This is a genomic window from Streptomyces sp. NPDC005784, from assembly GCF_042871525.1.
In the GTDB taxonomy this organism is placed as follows: Bacteria; Actinomycetota; Actinomycetes; order Streptomycetales; family Streptomycetaceae; genus Streptomyces.
Map to the genome: position 1 here is coordinate 222,334 of NZ_JBIAIQ010000008.1, position 13,698 is coordinate 236,031.

A 13,698-nucleotide genomic window follows, 5' to 3' on the forward strand; every position below is an offset into this window, starting at 1 on the left:
CCGCGCATTCTATGGCGCGGGCGCGGACCCCGGGGGCGGCCGCCGGGGGGGGGGGCCCCCCCCCGGGTGGGGGGGGGCCCCGGCCCGGGGGGGGGGGGGGGGCCCCGGGCGCCCCCCCCCGCCGCGGCCGTTGTGGGGGGATGTGGGGGTGCTGCAGGTCAGCTGGTCGTCAGGGCGGTGTCATCCACGACGAAGCTGGTCTGGAGCGAGGAGTCCTCGACGCCGCTGAACTTGAGCGCGACGGTCGTGCCGGCGAAGGAGGACAGGTCGAACGTCTTCTGCGTGTAGCCGGTGGCCTTGTTGAGGTTGGAGTAGGTCGCCAGCGTGGTCGATCCGGCCGTGACCGTCAGCTTGTCGTACGCGGAGCTGGTGGTCGTCTCGGCCGTGTCGATGTGCAGGTAGAACGTCAGCGTGGCCTTGCAGCCGCTGGGGACGGCCACCGACTGGGACAGCGTGTCGGTGTGGGTCGAGCCGTAGCCGTCCAGCCACGCCTTGTAGGAGCCGCCGTGAGCCGCCTCGCCGGTGTCCGTCGTGATGACCCCGCTGGACGCGGTCCAGGTGGTGCTGCCCGACTCGAAGCCGGGGTTGCCGAGCAGCTGCGCCGAGGTGCAGGTGCCACCGCCGCCCGAGGTGCTGACCGTCCAGGTGAAGGACGCGGTGCCCGTCGCGCCGGTGCTGTCCGTCACGGTGACGGTCGTGCTGTACGTCCCCGCGGTGGTCGGCGTGCCGGTGATGGCGCCCGTCGAGCTGCTGATCGACAGACCGGTCGGCAGACCGGACGCGGCGTAGGTCAGGGAGCCGCTGTTGGTGCTGCTGGCCGAGACCTGCAGGCTGACCGCGGTGCCGACGGTGGAGGACTGGCTGCCCGGGTTGGTGACGGTCACACCGCTCGTCGGCGGGGTGACATGGCTGCCGACGGCGATACCGGCGAAGGCGTTCGCCACGCCCGCGTACTGGGCGGAGCTGGCGCCGTACAGCGCCGTCGCCGCGTTCAGCGCCGCGGTGCGCGCCCCCGCGTAGTTGGTGCTCGACGTCATGTACGTCGTCAGCGCCTTGTACCAGATCTGCAGGGCCGCGGCCCGGCCGATGCCCGCGACGGCCACGCCGTCGGAGGTCGAGCTGGTGTAGGTGGTGCCGTTGATGACCTTGGTGCCGCTGCCCTCGGAGAGCAGGTAGAACATGTGGTTCGCGGGACCCGAGGAGTAGTGGACGTCGAGGTTGCCGACGCCGGAGTACCAACTGTCCGCGGAGCCTCCGTCCTTGCTCGGCTTGTCCATGTAACGCAGCGGTGTGCCGTCGCCGTTGATGTCGATCTTCTCGCCGATGAGGTAGTCGCCCACGTCGGTCGAGTTGTTGGCGTAGAACTCCACGCCGGTGCCGAAGATGTCGGAGGTCGCCTCGTTCAGACCGCCCGACTCACCGGTGTAGTTCAGGCCCGCGGTGTTGGAGGTGACACCGTGGCTCATCTCGTGGCCCGCGACGTCCAGCGAGGTCAGCGCGTGGGTGCTGCTGGTTCCGTCGCCGTACGTCATGCAGAAGCAGCTGTCGTCCCAGAAGGCGTTGACGTACGCCGAGCTGTAGTGGACGCGCGAGTAGGCGGCGACGCCGTCGTTCTTGATGCCGCTGCGGCCGAAGGTGTTCTTGTAGAAGTCCCAGGTCATCTGGGCGCCGTAGGCGGCGTCCGCGCCGGCCGTCTGGGTGTTGGAACCCGCGCCGGTGCCCCAGACGTCGTCGGAGTCGGTCATCAGGGTGCCGGTGCCGGAGGTTCCGTTGTTCAGCGAGTACGTCTTGTGACCGCCGCGCGTGGAGTCGGTCAGCTGGTACGTCGAGCCGGACAGCGTGGTGTTCAGCGTGACCGTGCCGCTGTACTGGGTGTTGCCGGTGCCGGTCTCGATGCCCTCGTACCGCGTGAGTTCCTTGCCGGTGGTGGCGTCGGTGATGACGTGCAGCTTGCTCGGCGTGCCGTCGTCCTGGAATCCGCTGACCACGGTCTCCCAGGCGAGCCTGGGGGTGCCGGTGCCCGCCCAGATGACCTTGCGGGCGCTGTCGGTGGCGGGCTTCTCCGCCTTGAGCGACTTGGCCGTCTTGAGTGCCTGGGCCCCGGCGGCGGCCTTGGTGACGGACGCGGTGGTGCTCGCGACCTTGATGGTGTGCTTGTTGTTGAAGGTCGTGCTCACCGTGCCGGTGGCCTGCGAGGCCGGCGGGGTGTGGACCACGATGTCGCCGCCGAGCACCGGGAGGCCGGCGTAGGTGCGCTCGTAACGGGTGTGCAGGGTACCGTCGTTGTCCTTGACGACGTCCTTGACGACCAGCTTCTCCTTCGAGCCGAGGCCGAGGGTGCCGGCGGTCGCCGCGATCTGCTTCGATGCCTTCGTCAGCAGCGCCACGTGCTGGGCCGGGGTGAGCTTGGCCTCAAGTCCCCCGGTGCGCAGGGGGGTTGTGTGGGGGGCGGGCTTGGCGACTGCCGGGACCGTCTGTATGCCGACGGCCAGGAATGCGGCGGTGGCCACCAGGGCTCCGGCCGCGGTCGCCTGACGGGGGAAACGTCTCACTCGTACTCCTACTGCTTCGGCCGCGGGTGGCGGCCGGTGACAGACCGGGCAGACGGGATGTGCTGTCCGGGAAGAGCTGAGCAGGGGCGTGCGGGAACGCGACCGAGGGCAGGGCGTGGGGCACCCTGCCTACGGGTGGAGGAAGGATCGCATTCTTGACTTAGGCATGACATGGGCTTCGTGCCAATCGAGGGTTATCCCTACGCCCGCGCGCCGAAACCCCTGCCGCGTGCCGTGGCTCCCCGGGTGACAACGCCGACGATCGACGCACGGGCCACGGCCCAACCCGCCTCCGTCAAAGGGGAGTTGACAGCCGAACCGCCGCGCCCCCGTCCCCCCGCACGGCTTCCCCGCACCGTCCGACGCCACCTCCCCGACGCACGAACTCCACGACGCGCCCGACGCCACCTTCCAGACGCACGACTACGCCGGGCCGCCCCGCGCCATCTCCCGGACGCACGGCTTCCCCGAACTACCCGCGGCGGCTTGCCCGTTGGAGTGCCCGCCGGGAACCTTCCCCGTTGGAGTGCCCGCCGGCAACGGCGTCAGGGCCGGCCCGCTCCCGGCACCTCGACCCGCGTGGCGAGTACCCGACCGGAGCCGGGTGTCACCATCTCGGACTCCGTCATACCGCGCCAGTTGGCGGCCACGATGAACAGCGTCCGCCTGTCGTGGCCGCCCAGTACGCAGGCGAAGCCGCCCCGGTCGAGGTCGACCCGGTCCAGCACTGCACCGCCCTCGGCGACGCGCACACAGCAGCGGCCCGGTACATCGGCGTACCAGACGGCGTTCCGCGCGTCGAGACAGATGCCGTCCGGGGTGCCCTCCCCCAGCTCGGCCCAGACACGACGGCCCGACAGAGCGCCGTCCGCGCCGATGTCGAAGGCGACCAGGCTGTGCCGGTAGGAGTCGGCGACGATCAGAGTGGAGCCGTCGGGCGTCACGGCCATCCCGTTGGGGAACGCGATGTCGTCGGCCACCTCGCGCACCGAGCCGTCCGGGGAGACCAGCGACACCGAACCCGGCTTGGCCGCCTCGCCCGTCATCGGGTCGAAGTCGGCCCGGTTCACGTAGGTGTTTCCGCGGCCGTCGACCACGATGTCGTTCCAGCCGGGCCGGCCCAGGTCCGCGTACGTGGCAAGGGAGCCGTCGGGTTCCCGGCGGAGCAGCAGGCCGTCCGGGGAGGAGACGATCAGCATGCGGCCGTCGGGGAGCCGGTCGGTGCACAGCGGCAGCGACGCCACCCGGGCGACCACCTCGCTGCGGCCGCTCGCCGGGTCGAGGGCGAGGACCTCGCCCTCCGTCCAGTCGGAAAAGTACAGCCGGTCCCCGTGCCAGCGCGGCGACTCGACCAGCCCGTGTCCTTCGAGCAGCGTCCGTACCTCGTACATCCTCATCACAGCCTTCGTTCCGTACCGGCTCGGCACCGGTGTCCCACTGACAGAACGAACGGGCACCGGCCGGATCGACAGATCCCGGACTGCCGAGCCGGTCACCCGAGGTCGCCGCGCGGCTGGTCCGCTCCTGATTCTCGGCGGGCCACGATGATCGTCACGTCGTCTAATGACGGAGTCGGAGGTGTCGTCTTACAGCAGGAGCGGCGTATGTCGGCGACGCAGGCCACTTCGCAGAGCAAGCCGGGCAGGCCCGGGAGACTGCAGCGGCTGGGCGAATGGTGCGCCCGCCATTTCGTGATCGTCATCGTGGCCTGGCTCGTCGTTCTCGCGGTGCTGCAGGTGCTGAACCGCTCGTTCGGCGGAGAGTACTCGGACAATTTCACCCTTCCCGGAGTGCAGTCCACCGAAGGCCTGGATGTTCTCAAGAAGCACGACCCGGCGGCCGGCGGCTACAGCAGCCAGATCGTGCTGCGCGACACGCAGAAACCCCTGACGTCACTGAGTTCGCAGATGAGCCAGACCGTCGGCGATCTGCAGAAGCTGCCGCACGTCCTGTCGGTGCAGAATCCGCTGCCGCCGCCGGGCTCGCAGCCGCCCTCGGGGCAGTCCCAGCAGCCGAACGTCGGGCCGCTGTCCGACGACGGGAAGACCGGCTACATCACCGTCCGCTTCGATGTGCAGCCCTCGACCCTCGGCGACGACTATCTCCACGGTGTGGACAGCGCCGTGCAGCCACTGCGGTCAGCGGGCGTCGACGTCGAATACGGCGGCCCACTGGGTGAACTGGCCAGGCCCGCGGCGAACGACCGGATCAGCGAGGCCATCGGCTTCGCGGTGGCGATCGTCGTCCTGCTCGTCGGATTCGGCAGCGTCATCGCGGCGGGCCTGCCGCTGGTGACCGCCCTGATCAGCGTGGTGGGCGGCCTGGCCTGCCTCGGCCTGCTGGCCGCCGCGTTCACCTTCGCGACGGTGTCACCGACGCTCGCCACCATGATCGGACTGGGCGTCGGCATCGACTACGCCCTGTTCCTGATCACGCGTCACCGGCAGAACCTCATCGACGGCGCCGATCCGGTGCGGGCGGCGGGCCGGGCCACCACCACCAGCGGGCGGGCCGTCCTCGTCTCCGGCTGCACCGTGATCATCGCCCTGGCCGGGCTCTCCGTCTCCGGTGTGTCCTTCATCAGCAAGCTCGGCCTCGCGGCGGCCGTGACGGTCGTGTCGGCCGTCGCCGGTGCGCTGACCCTCGTACCCGCCCTGCTCGGGCTCGTCGGCACGCACATCGACCGCTATCACCTGCGCAAGGCGGTCGCGGAGACGGACGCCGAGCCCGGGGCGCCCGCGCACGGCACCTGGCACCGCTACGCGCTGCGTGTGCAGCGGCATCCCTGGCGGTTCCTGTCCGGCGGCCTCTTCACGGTGCTGGTGCTGGCCATCCCGCTGTTCACCATCCAGCTCGGGCACATCGGCGACGGCGCGGATCCCACCTCGTTCACGGACCGGCGGGCGTTCGACATCATGTCGGACTCCTTCGGACCCGGCTCCAACGGTCCGCTGACCGTGGTCGTCGACCAGACCGACGTTCCGTCCGACAAGCGTTCCGCGCTGGCGTCGCAGGCGCAGAAGACGCTCAACGGTGTGTCGGGCGCGGCCGCGGTCACGCCCCTGACGGCCACTCAGGACGGGGACGTGCTGGTGGGCACCGTCTTCTCCAAGGTGTCCCCGCAGAACAAGGACACCACCGCCCTGACGAACCGTCTGGTCGACGACACGCTGCCGCAGGCCGTGTCCGGCACCTCCGCCAAGGGCTACGTCACGGGGACCACGGCCGCCCAGGTCGACTTCCGCAACATCGTCGCGAGCCGGCTGCCCCTCATCATCCTCGTGGTGGTCGCGCTCGCCTTCATCATCATCCTGATCGTCTTCCGCGGCCTGCTCGTCGCGGTCAAGGCGGCGGTCCTCAACGTGCTGTCCATCGCGGCCTCGTACGGTGTCGTCGTCGCCGTCTTCCAGTGGGGCTGGGGCGGGCCTGCGCTCGGGGTGTCGGGCAAGGTGCCCATCGAGAGCTATGTGCCGATGATGATGTTCGCGATCATCTTCGGGCTCAGCATGGACTACGAGATCTTCCTGCTGTCGCGGGTCCACGAGTTCTGGCTGCGCACCGGGGACGCGAAGGCGAGTGTCGCGCACGCCCTGGAGATCACCGCCCGGGTGATCACCTGCGCGGCCCTGATCATGGTGAGCGTCTTCGCCGCGTTCATCGTGAGCGACAACATCGTGGTCAAGATGCTCGGACTCGGACTCTCCGTGAGCGTCCTGATCGACGCGACGGTCGTACGGCTCCTGCTCGTACCGGCCGTGATGACCCTGCTCGGCGCCCGCGCCTGGTGGACCCCGCGCTGGCTGGACCGGATCCTCCCGCACATCGACCCGGAGGGCGAAGCCACCTCGGTCGTCCCGGATCCCGCAGGCCCTCCGGCCACCGGGTGACACCGACGGCCACCGACGGCCACCGACGGCCACCGACGGCCACCGACGGCCACCGACGAGGGGATAGCCATACGGGTGTTGGCGCATCACTCCCCTTCGTACGACCTGCGTGACATCGGTGCCGGGCGTTCAGGGGCGCGCCGCAGGTCCTACGGGCATCGGGGAGACGCCGGACGCCCAGACCCCACCGCAGCGGAGGAAATCCAAGTGCCCGGGGCCACCCGGGTCCCTAGCATGGCCGGATGCCCCGACTCGAACGTCTCCGCCTCGACCACGCGCCCGCGCTGCTCGCGTTCGAGCGGGAGAACCGCGCCTACTTCGCCGCGTCGATCCCCGACCGCGGCGACGCCTACTTCGAGTGGTTCGACGACCGCCTTCGCGAGTCGCTGGCCGCCCAGGAGGCGGGGCTGGACCTCTTCCATCTCGTGGTGGACGGCGCCGGCTCGGTGCTGGGGCGCTTCAACCTGTTGGGCGTGGCGCAGGGTTCGGCGGAACTCGGGTACCGCGTCGCCGAGCGGGCCGCCGGGCGGGGGCTCGCCACGAGCGCCGTGCGGGAGGTCTGCGCCCTGGCCGCCACCGAGTACGGCCTGAAAACCCTGCGGGCCAGAACGACCGCCGCCAACGCCGGGTCGCGGACCGTCCTGGCTCGCACGGGGTTCCTGGTCACCGGCGACATCGAGTTGAACGGCCGCCCGGGCCTTCGCTTCGCGCTGGACCTCCCGGCCGCCGACGCGGTGCTCCCGGCCGGGCGCCGCGCGACCGGTCAGGGAATCGGTTCGGCGGCCGGATTGATCGGGGACTGATAAGCGCCGCTGGCCAGCATGCGGACCTCGCCCGCCGGGCTGATCTCGGCGCGGAGAATGCCGGTGGGATCGCTGTACACCGGGTTGCCGCCCGGCCCGTGGGTAGTCGTCCGTTCGACGACCACCTCATCCGTCACCATGCGCGAATCCGGTCCGGGATGGGTGAAGGTCAGCCGGTAGCGGTCCACGGTCGTCATCTGGGCCTCCCGCGCCGAAGCGACAAATCAGGGTGAAAAGATACGCCTCCATCATGCGGCCAGACGCCCGCGAGAGCAGCGTCGTCCACGCCGGACCAGCGCCGCGGCCGGCCCCACGAACGGGACGGCAAACGCTCACTGTGCGTGACGCCCCTCGCCACCAGACGTCCGGCAGTGTAGACATAGCACATGGTCGGACTATTGGGTCGAACCCGGGCTCAGTCGACCCGCCGCCCCAACACAGCGCACCAGCAGCGTGGGTCACACGAAGGCAAGCACAGACACGGCCCGTCCAACGGGCTTCGTTCCGCGCTCAGCGGGCGCAGTGTCGCCGGACAGGTGTTCGTCCTGCAAGTGGTGGTCGTGCTGCTCCTGGTCGTCGCAGCGGCGGTCGCACTGGTTCTCCAGGTGCGGCACGACAGCACTCAGGAGGCCCGCAACCGCTCGCTCGCCGTCGCGGAGACCTTCGCCAACGCGCCGGGCACGCGCGCGGCACTCAACGCCCCCCACCCCACGGTCCTGCTGCAACCCAGCGCCGAAGCCGCCCGCAAGGCGTCGAAAGTGGACTTCATCGTCGTGCTGAACACCGACGCGATCCGCTACACCCACCCCAAGCCCGACCGGATCGGAAAGAAGTTCGTCGGGACCACGGCACCGGTGCTGGCCGGGCACTCCATCACCGAGCGGATCAACGGGACGCTCGGACCGCTCGTGCAGGCCACGGTCCCCATCAAGGCACCCGACGGCAAGGTCGTCGGCATGGTGTCGGCCGGGATCACCACGGCGAACGTGGGCGGCGCCGCCGACCGCCAGCTGCCGCTGCTGCTGGGCGCCGCCGCCGTCGCGCTCGCCCTGGCGACCACAAGCACCGCGCTGGTGAGCCGGCGCCTGCTGCGCCAGACGCATGGCCTCGGCCCGCACGAGATGACGCGGATGTACGAGCACCACGACGCCGTGCTGCACTCCGTCCGGGAGGGAGTGATCATCGTCGACGCTGAGGGGCAGCTCCTCCTGGCCAACGACGAGGCGAACCGCCTGCTCGACCTCCCCGCGGACGCCGAGGGACAGCACGTCCAAAAACTCGGCCTCGACGCCGGCACCGCCGAGCTGCTGGCCTCCGGGCGCGTCGCCACCGACGAGGTGCACCTGGTCGGGGACCAGCTCCTGGCCATCAACCAGCGGCCCACGGACCTGCAGGGCGGCCCGGCCGGCAGCGTCGCGACACTCCGTGACTCGACCGAACTGCGCGCCCTCTCCGGCCGGGCCGAGATCGCCCGTGAGCGGCTCAAACTCCTCTACGACGCCGGCGTGGGCATCGGTACGAGCCTGGACGTCACGCGGACGGCCGAGGAACTGGCGGAGGTCGCCGTCCCCCGGTTCGCGGACTTCGTCACCGTGGACCTGGCCGACGCCGTCCTGAACGGGCAGGAGCCGGACGCGGGCGCAGGCCTGCGCCGCACCGCCTCCGGCGGCATACGCAAGGACGCCCCGCTCTATCCGGTCGGCGAGCACATCGGGTTCGTCCCCTCCACGCCTCAGGCCCACAGCCTCCGCACCGGCGAGGCCGTCGTCGAACCCGATCTCGGCGGCGCCCCGGGTTGGCTGGCCCAGGACCTCCAGCGCACCGCCCAGGTCGTCGACTACGGAATCCACTCCCTGATCACCGTCCCGCTGCGCGTCGGGCCCCTGGTCATGGGCGTGGTCAACTTCTGGCGCTCCGAGAAGCCCGAACCCTTCGACGTGGAGGATCTGGCCCTGGCCGAGGAGCTGGTCGCCCGCGCGGCGGTCTCCATCGACAACGCGCGCCGCTACACGCGCGAGCACACGATGGCCGTGACGCTGCAGCGCAGCCTGCTGCCGCGCACGCTGCCCGAGCAGAGCGCCCTCGACCTCGCCTACCGCTATCTCCCGGCGCAGGCGGGGGTCGGCGGCGACTGGTTCGACGTACTGCCGCTGCCCGGCGCCCGGGTCGCCGTCGTCGTGGGCGATGTCGTCGGCCACGGACTGCTGGCCGCCGCGACCATGGGGCGACTGCGTACGGCGGTCCACAACTTCTCCGCGCTCGATCTGCCGCCCGACGAACTGCTCGGACTCCTGGACGAGCTGGTCGGCCGTATCGACCAGGACGAGACGACGGAGGACGGCAGAGCCGCTGTCACCGGCGCCACCTGCGTGTACGCCGTCTACGACCCGACGACCCGGCGCTGCACCGTCGCCCGCGCCGGGCACCCGCCGCCGGCGGTGATCCGTCCGGACGGCAGCGTCGAGTTCCCCGATGTTCCCGCCGGCCCGCCGCTCGGCCTGGGCGGTCTGCCGTTCGAGACGGCCGAGCTGGAACTGGCCGAGGGCAGCCGACTGGTCCTCTACACGGACGGCCTGGTCGAGGACCGGGAACGGGACATCGACGTCGGGCTCGAACTGCTGCGCACGGCGCTGGCCGGTGCCGACCGCTCGCCGGAGGACACCTGCCAGGCGGTTCTCGACGCCCTTCTGCCGGCCCGGCCGAGCGATGACATCGCCCTGATCGTGGCCCGTACCCACGCCCTCGGTGCCGACCGGATCGCCTCGTGGGAGGTGCGGTCCGAACCGGCCGCCGTCGGCGAGGTACGTGCCTCGGTCAGCCGGCAACTGGCGCGGTGGGGGCTCGACGAGATGGCGTTCACCACCGAGCTGATCCTCAGCGAGCTGGTGACCAACGCGATCCGCTACGGGAACGGGCCGATCGGGGTCCGCGTGCTGCTGGACCGCGCGCTGATCTGCGAGGTCTTCGACGCCAGCAGCACCTCACCGCATCTGCGGTACGCGGCGACGACGGACGAGGGCGGGCGCGGCCTGTTCCTGGTCGCACAGCTCACCGACCGCTGGGGCACCCGCTACACCCCCGAGGGCAAGGTCATCTGGGCGGAACAGCCGCTGCCCTGAGTCGACCACTCAGGGCGCCTCCCGGAAGACTCGGGGATCAGCTCGGGGATCCGCTCAGCCAGGCGGATGCCCGCCAGGCAGCCACCGGGCTCCACTCCGTGCGCAGGAGTCAAGGTCCGCAGGCAGGAGCCGGGGCTCGGCGGACTGCGGGCCGGGTGCGGCCGGGATGCCGGGTGCAGCCGGGACTGGACGGCCGGTCGCTCACGGGCGTCCGGCTTCCCCGTCGGTGCCGCGCGCCGACGCGCCCGCCGCGTCAACGGATCCGTCAGCGGGTGTGAGGGAAGCGGCGCCTCCCTGGAGCCGCTCCAGGTCGGAGGGGCGCACCTGGATGACGATCAGGGCGACCAGCGCGGCGAAGACGGCGAAGACGGCAGCGGCCACGAACGCTCCAGAGATGCCGGACGTCAGCACCTGCTGGCTCCATGGCGCCGGCAGCTGTCCCGTTCTGCGGAACTGCAGCCGCTGTGCCGGGGTCGCTGTCGACAGGAAGTTCGCGACCTGGCTCGTGGCCTCGTTGCGGCTCGCGGTGCCGAAGACCGTGACCAGCACGGAGAGGCCGAGGGAGCCGCCGACCTGCTGGGTGGCGTTGAGGATGCCGGAGGCGGCACCCGTCTCCTTGGGTTGGACGCCGGACACCGCCATCAGCGTCAGGGACACGAACTGCAGGCCCATGCCGAAGCCGAAGACCAGGGTGGGTCCGAGGATGCTGCCGAGATAGGTACTGGAGACGTCGGTCAGCGTCAGCCAGCCGAGACCCAGGGCGCACAGGACCGCGCCCACGGTCATGAAGGGTTTGGGACCCCACCTGGGCAGCAGGTTCGAGGCGACTCCCGCGCCGACCGCGATGATCGCGCTCACCGGCAGGAAGGCGAAGCCGGCCTCCAGCGGGCTGAACCCGAGGATGTTCTGCACGAACAGGGTCAGGAAGAAGAACATCCCGAAAATGGCGGCTGAGAGGCTCAGCATCATCGCGTAGACGCCCGCGCGGTTGCGGTCGCGGAACATCCACAGCGGCGTGATGGGCTGTCTCGACCGGCGTTCGACGGCGACGAACGCGATCAGGAACACCAGCGCCGCCCCGAAGGCCGCGAGGGTGATGGGGTTGCTCCAGCCCTTCTCCGAGGCCCGGATGAAGCCGTAGACCATCAGCACCATGCCCAGCGTGGAGGTGAGGGCGCCCATGAAGTCGAACTGGCCCGGGTGGCGCTCGGACTCCTTGATGTAGCGGGGGGTGGCGAGCACGATCAGCAGGCCGATGGGGATGTTCACGAAGAAGACCCAGCGCCAGTCGAGCCACTCGACGAGGATGCCGCCCGCGAGCAGCCCGATCGCGCTGCCGCCCGCGGAGACGGCGGCGAACACGCCGAACGCCCTGTTGCGCTCGGGCCCTTCACGGAAGGTGGTGGTGATCAACGCCAGGGCGGTGGGCGACGCGATGGCCCCGCCGACGCCCTGCAGCGAGCGCGCGGCGAGCAACTGCCAGGATTCCTGGGAGAGTCCGCCGAGCAGCGACGCGAAGGCGAAGAGCAGCACGCCGAACATGAAGACCCGGCGTCTGCCGAGGATGTCACCGGAGCGTCCGCCGAGCAGCAGCAGACCACCGAAGGTCAGCGTGTAGGCGTTGATCACCCAGGAGAGGTTCTCGGTCGAGAAGCCGAGCGAGGTCTGGATGTGCGGCAGCGCGATGTTCACGATGGTGATGTCGAGGACCACCATCAGCTGGCACGAGGCGAGGATGAAGAGCGCCATACCGCTGCCTCGTCCCCGCTGCGGGGATTCGGCAGACTCGGAGGATGTCACGTGATCGGCCGTCATGGGGGATGGCCCTGCATCTCGGGTCGCGGTGAACGCGGATGTTCACTCCATCGACGTTAAGCCTGACCGCCCGGCCTCACCAATCGATCAACGGGCCGGGCCCGGTCGCCGTCTCACCGGGCCATCCGGCCGAAAAGCGACGAGGCGGACAGGATACCGAGGGCCGCGGCCACGACCAGGACGCCGTAGTCGAGCGCCAGGGTGGAGCGCCGGTGGACGACGGTGACCGAGCGGGCGAAGCGGGTGAGGAAGGTGGCTTCCTCCATCGCGGTGCCGCCGCCGACCACGACGATGTCACGGTCGCGGAAACGGACGTTACGCCTCCTGCTTCGCGTCGATCTCGGCGATCAACGCCTCGATGCGGGTCTTGATCTCGTTGCGGATCGGGCGCACCGACTCGACGCCCTTGCCGGCCGGGTCTTCGAGGGCCCAGTCGAGGTACTTCTTGCCGGGGAAGATCGGGCAGGCGTCGCCGCATCCCATGGTGATGACGTAGTCGGACGCCTGGACGGCCTCGGTGGTGAGGATCTTCGGCTTGGCGTCGGCGATGTCGACGCCGACTTCCTTCATGGCCTCGACGGCGGCGGGGTTGACCTGGTCGCCCGGGATCGAGCCGGCCGAGCGGACCTCGATCCGGTCGCCCGCGAGGTGGTTCAGGAATCCGGCGGCCATCTGCGAGCGCCCGGCGTTGTGGACACAGACGAACAGCACGGAGGCGAGCGGGCTGGAGGACATCGGTTCTTCCTTTGGGAGTGATCGAGCGGGTGAGCGGATGGTGCGGGACGGGTTCAGGAGATCCGCATGGAGTCGAGCAGGTCGGTGATGTGGGCGTCGATCTCGTCGCGGATTGTGCGGACGACGGCGATCGGCGCGCCCTCGGGGTCTGTCACGGGCCAGTCCAGGTAGCGGCGGCCGGGCACCACCGGGCAGGCGTCCCCGCACCCCATCGTGATGACGATGTCGGCGGCCCGCACGACCTCGTCGGTCAGCGGCTTGGGGTAGGCGTCCGTGACGTCCACTCCGTCCTCGGTCAGTACCTGCGCGACGATCGGCCCAACCTCGGCGGCCGGATGCGTACCGGCGGAGGAAACGACGACGTGGCCTCCGGCGCGGTGCGCGAGCAGGGCAGCGGCCATCTGGGACCGGCCCGCGTTGTGGCTGCACACGAACAGCACACGGGGCAGGCCGACTCCGGGTGCCCCCTGCACGTGGGCGAGTGCGTCGAGCCTTTCGGCGGCGAGGTGCTCGGCCAGCACGACCAGGTGGGTGCGGACGCGCGCGTGCTCGGCGAGGCGCTCGTAGGAGTCGATGACCAGGCGCTGGATGGTCTCGGGCGAGAAGCGTCCGCGGTAGCGGAGGGCAAGAGCGGAAATGCCGGCCGCGAGACGTTCATCCGGCAGTACAGGAGGCGGAGATGCGGTCATGGCAAACCCCTTTCGTTTCGGGGCATGGGTCCCCACCTGCGTGGGGATGCGAGTCCCAAGGATCAGGCCGGGCTGGTATCAGCACGGAGTGATGTGAC

Annotated in this window: 9 protein-coding genes and 1 pseudogene; 3 read left to right on the forward strand and 7 right to left on the reverse strand. The window is 70.4% G+C overall.

All coding sequences use genetic code 11. The annotated features are described in order from the left end of the window. Positions 1-158: 158 nt before the first annotated feature. Together ACFYR3_RS16610 and ACFYR3_RS16615 are read right to left on the reverse strand one after the other, a co-directional pair. Complete coding sequence (locus ACFYR3_RS16610; RefSeq protein ID WP_355850697.1) at positions 159-2,552, reverse strand: M4 family metallopeptidase; 2,394 nt, start codon at positions 2,550-2,552, stop codon at positions 159-161. A gap of 545 nt (positions 2,553-3,097) precedes the next feature. Then, positions 3,098-3,949: an SMP-30/gluconolactonase/LRE family protein gene (locus ACFYR3_RS16615; protein WP_355850694.1), complete on the reverse strand. Its 852-nt coding sequence runs from the start codon at positions 3,947-3,949 to the stop codon at positions 3,098-3,100. A 207-nt stretch (positions 3,950-4,156) separates the two neighbouring features. On the opposite strand from ACFYR3_RS16615, the gene ACFYR3_RS16620 reads away from it, so the two are divergent. Next, positions 4,157-6,439, forward strand: coding sequence for an MMPL family transporter (locus ACFYR3_RS16620; protein WP_355850691.1), 2,283 nt, complete (start codon positions 4,157-4,159; stop codon positions 6,437-6,439). Between the two features lie 242 nt (positions 6,440-6,681). After that, entirely contained in the window at positions 6,682-7,242 is a 561-nt protein-coding gene (locus tag ACFYR3_RS16625; protein ID WP_389283535.1) for a GNAT family N-acetyltransferase, read from the forward strand. Here the strand turns inward: ACFYR3_RS16625 and ACFYR3_RS16630 are convergent. Further along, positions 7,203-7,439 carry a DUF6296 family protein gene (locus ACFYR3_RS16630; protein WP_355850685.1) on the reverse strand — a complete coding sequence of 79 codons (237 nt, stop codon included), beginning with the start codon at positions 7,437-7,439 and terminating at the stop codon, positions 7,203-7,205. The genes ACFYR3_RS16625 and ACFYR3_RS16630 overlap by 40 nt on opposite strands. A gap of 189 nt (positions 7,440-7,628) precedes the next feature. Here ACFYR3_RS16630 and ACFYR3_RS16635 point away from each other — a divergent pair, with 189 nt between their 5' ends. Beyond that, the gene (locus tag ACFYR3_RS16635) at positions 7,629-10,361 is read left to right on the forward strand and encodes a SpoIIE family protein phosphatase (protein ID WP_355850683.1); all 2,733 of its coding nucleotides are present in this window, start codon (positions 7,629-7,631) and stop codon (positions 10,359-10,361) included. 201 nt (positions 10,362-10,562) lie between these two features. On the opposite strand, the gene ACFYR3_RS16640 is transcribed toward ACFYR3_RS16635, so the two are convergent. From ACFYR3_RS16640 to ACFYR3_RS16655, 4 genes and pseudogenes are all read right to left on the reverse strand, one after another. Continuing rightward, a complete protein-coding gene (locus ACFYR3_RS16640; RefSeq protein ID WP_355850680.1) occupies positions 10,563-12,176 on the reverse strand; it encodes an MFS transporter in 1,614 nt (537 codons plus the stop codon). Positions 12,177-12,373: 197 nt separating this feature from the next. Then, positions 12,374-12,484: pseudogene (locus ACFYR3_RS16645) on the reverse strand (NAD-binding protein); the annotation flags it as partial. A 7-nt stretch (positions 12,485-12,491) separates the two neighbouring features. Continuing rightward, a complete protein-coding gene (locus ACFYR3_RS16650; protein ID WP_355850677.1) occupies positions 12,492-12,911 on the reverse strand; it encodes an arsenate reductase ArsC in 420 nt (139 codons plus the stop codon). Between the two features lie 53 nt (positions 12,912-12,964). Beyond that, the gene (locus tag ACFYR3_RS16655; RefSeq protein ID WP_355850674.1) at positions 12,965-13,600 is read right to left on the reverse strand and encodes an arsenate reductase ArsC; all 636 of its coding nucleotides are present in this window, start codon (positions 13,598-13,600) and stop codon (positions 12,965-12,967) included. Between the last annotated feature and the right edge of the window lie 98 nt (positions 13,601-13,698).

What these genes read in the sequence shown, in the direction of transcription:
- ACFYR3_RS16630 (WP_355850685.1), bottom strand. Translation starts at nt 7,439, where the DNA reads ATGACGACCGTGGACCGCTACCGGCTGACCTTCACCCATCCCGGACCG.
- ACFYR3_RS16625 (WP_389283535.1), top strand. Translation starts at nt 6,682, where the DNA reads ATGCCCCGACTCGAACGTCTCCGCCTCGACCACGCGCCCGCGCTGCTC.
- ACFYR3_RS16620 (WP_355850691.1), top strand. Translation starts at nt 4,157, where the DNA reads ATGTCGGCGACGCAGGCCACTTCGCAGAGCAAGCCGGGCAGGCCCGGG.
- ACFYR3_RS16650 (WP_355850677.1), bottom strand. Translation starts at nt 12,911, where the DNA reads ATGTCCTCCAGCCCGCTCGCCTCCGTGCTGTTCGTCTGTGTCCACAAC.
- ACFYR3_RS16635 (WP_355850683.1), top strand. Translation starts at nt 7,629, where the DNA reads ATGGTCGGACTATTGGGTCGAACCCGGGCTCAGTCGACCCGCCGCCCC.
- ACFYR3_RS16640 (WP_355850680.1), bottom strand. Translation starts at nt 12,176, where the DNA reads ATGACGGCCGATCACGTGACATCCTCCGAGTCTGCCGAATCCCCGCAG.
- ACFYR3_RS16655 (WP_355850674.1), bottom strand. Translation starts at nt 13,600, where the DNA reads ATGACCGCATCTCCGCCTCCTGTACTGCCGGATGAACGTCTCGCGGCC.
- ACFYR3_RS16615 (WP_355850694.1), bottom strand. Translation starts at nt 3,949, where the DNA reads ATGAGGATGTACGAGGTACGGACGCTGCTCGAAGGACACGGGCTGGTC.